General features: G+C 51.5%; 2 protein-coding genes. One reads left to right on the top strand and one right to left on the bottom strand.

Going from position 1 to position 2,962, the window contains the following annotated elements; all coding sequences use genetic code 11:
• Nucleotides 1-1,066, bottom strand: a 1,066-nt coding sequence (locus BZG79_RS13465) for an AarF/ABC1/UbiB kinase family protein (RefSeq protein WP_077774655.1), incomplete at its 3' end; no start/stop codon positions are given.
• Between the two features lie 226 nt (nt 1,067-1,292).
• Between BZG79_RS13465 and BZG79_RS13460 the strand changes: the two genes are divergently transcribed.
• The coding region (locus BZG79_RS13460) for a formate--tetrahydrofolate ligase (RefSeq protein ID WP_077774654.1) at nt 1,293-2,962 on the top strand (1,670 nt) is incomplete at its 3' end.

Raw genomic sequence — 2,962 nt, 5'->3', positions numbered from 1 at the left:
GCTCAAGCACGCTGGCCTTTTGCTCGGGTAAAATATGCTCAGCAAAAAAGCCAATCTGAGTCWGCGCCGCTTCAATCCCTGCATTATCTTTTTCTATCGCCGCCAAAAACAGCTTGCGATAGCCATCGGTAAACGTCGGTGCATACTGACGCGTGGCGCCAAAATCGAGCAATACCACGCGGCCCGTGTCTGGCTGATACAAGTAGTTAGCGAAGTTCGGATCGGTTTGCACCTCCCCAAACATAAACACCTCTTCAAATAGCAATTGGAACAAACGACTTACCACCCGCTGGCGTACCGCTTCTGAAGCACGGTCAAGCTGCTCAATGGGTTCACCCGCCATATAACTCATGGTTAGAATGCGATCCGAGGTAATAGCTGAGTGTACCTTAGGCACCACTAAGCCGTCAGCGTCTTTTAAATGGGCACCAAACCGGATAAGCGACTGCGCTTCTTTCAGGTAATCGGCCTCGTCATGCAGCTGTTGCTTGGCTTCATCGAGCAAAGCTTGGTAGTTCGCCTCTTTGGGGATAAGGCCACTCAAACGCAGCAGAGTGATGACATTGTCGACATCGCTATCAATGCTGTCTTTGATGCGTGGATATTGCACCTTCACTGCCACTTTGTCACCGGCATCGGTATACGCTTCGTGCACTTGACCAATGGAAGCTGACGCGATGGGAGAGAAGCGAAAATGGGTAAATTCTGCTTGCCAATTGTCGCCCCATTGTTCGTTAAGCACGGCTTTAAGCTGTTTTGGCGGCATGGGCGTGGCATGATTACGCAACCGCGCGAGCAGATCGCTGAGCTCTGGCGGGATCAAATCGCCCGCATCCATCGACAACAGTTGACCCACCTTCATCGCCGCGCCGCGTAAATCTGCCAATTTATCGGCCACGTGGGCAATATTGGCCGGTGACATCACCAAATCTTTACGACTTGGTCTGTTACCCTGCGCAAACTGCTTCGTGCCTTCCCACGCAACATTCGACGCCACTCGCCCGGCTATTGAAGCCAACGCCCCAAAACGAGACCATTTACCATGCGGAACCTTGCTGCTTTTCATAACCATCTCCTTATCACCCACTAAGTGTACGGTATAAATCGAGGAATGGTTTGGTGAGGCTTCGGTTACTCGTTCCCACGCTCCTGCGTGGGAACGAGTAAGGCGGGATAAAAATCAAAAAGGGCGCTTACGGCAAGTATTCTTTCGCTTTACAATGGTCATTTTAGCGGTATCATTTTTACGCAAACGTTTACGTGATTATTTTATACTCTATTGAGAGGGTTTCATGCTATCTGATGTCGAAATCTGTCGTAACACCACACTGACTTCCATTTCTACCATTGCCAAGCAAGCCGGTTTGCTTGAAGCAGAGTTTGAAACCCAAGGCAGCCACAAAGCCAAAGTCTCTCTCAATTGTTTGAAGCGCCTCGCGCCTAATCAAACTGGCAAGTTGGTCGTGGTCACCGCTATTACCCCAACGCCGCTGGGCGAGGGTAAAACGGTGACCACCATCGGCCTGGCGCAAGGGTTAGCGAAACTCAACCAATCCGTGACCGCTTGTATTCGTCAACCTTCGATGGGGCCGGTATTTGGGGTCAAAGGCGGCGCGGCTGGAGGCGGTTATTCACAAGTGGCCCCGATGGAAGAGCTAAACCTGCACTTAACCGGTGATATTCATGCCGTCACTGCTGCACACAATTTGGCCGCTGCCGCGATTGACGCGCGCATCTATCACGAGCAGCGCTTGGGCTATGACGACTTTGAAGCTCGAAGCGGACTAAAAGCGTTAAACATCGATCCGAATCGCGTGGTGTGGAAGCGGGTGATGGATCATAACGATCGCGCCTTGCGCATGGTTACTGTGGGCAAAAATGAGCCGGGAAAAACCATTAATGGCTATGAGCGAGAGGGCGGATTTGATATCTCAGCAGCTTCTGAGTTAATGGCGATTCTGGCGCTGGCAAGCGATCTTCGTGACTTACGTCAGCGCATTGGCCGCATTGTGTTGGCTTATAGTCATGCCGGTGAGCCGATCACCACCGAAGATTTGCAAGTGGCGGGGGCGATGGCGGTAAGCATGAAAGCGGCAATTGAACCCACGCTCATGCAAACCTTAGAGGGCGTGCCGACGCTAATTCATGCCGGCCCCTTTGCCAATATTGCCCATGGTAATTCGTCGATTATTGCCGATAACATTGCCCTTAAGCTGGGTGATTATACCGTCACCGAGGGGGGATTTGGCTCAGACATGGGATTTGAGAAGGCATGCAACATCAAAGCGCAAGCATCCGGTAAAGCACCAGACTGCGCGGTGATTGTGGCCACATTACGTGGCTTAAAGGCCAACTCAACGCACTATAACTTTTTGCCTGGGCAACCACTACCAGAATCACTTTTTGTTGATGATCATGAAGCATTGGTGGCAGGGTTTGAAAACCTGAAGTGGCACATCAACAATGTAAATCAATATGGTGTGCCGGCGGTGGTCGCAATCAACCGTTTCCCGCAAGATAGCGATGCTGAGCTTGCGACATTAAAAGCCATGATCGAGGCGTTACCCAACCAGGTACAAGTTGCCGTCAGTGAGGGCTTTGCTCACGGCGGCGAGGGCACGCGTGAACTGGCAAAGAAAGTCATGGCTCAATGTGCCGCTCCCTCGACCTTTAGGCCTTTGTATTCAGCCGATCAATGCTTAGAAGAAAAGCTGATGGCCGTGGCTGAAGTCGGATACGGTGCAGGGAGTGTCACGCTCAGTGATGTTGCTAAGCAGCAGCTGCAACAATTTAAGCAACAAGGCCTTGATGATTTAGCTGTGTGTTTGGCGAAAACGCCGCTGTCAATTTCAACGGATGGCACGATTAAAGGCGCGCCGCAAGGGTTTGATGTACCGATCCGCGAGTTGAAATTGTGTGCCGGTGCCGGATTTGTCTATGCCTTATGCGGCAATGTGATGAC

Origin of the sequence: Salinivibrio sp. MA427, from assembly GCF_001996115.1 — a bacterium.
GTDB lineage: Bacteria > Pseudomonadota > Gammaproteobacteria > Enterobacterales > Vibrionaceae > Salinivibrio > Salinivibrio costicola.
Note: the sequence above shows the minus strand (reverse complement) of the source record. Positions and strands in the feature narration are given on the sequence as shown.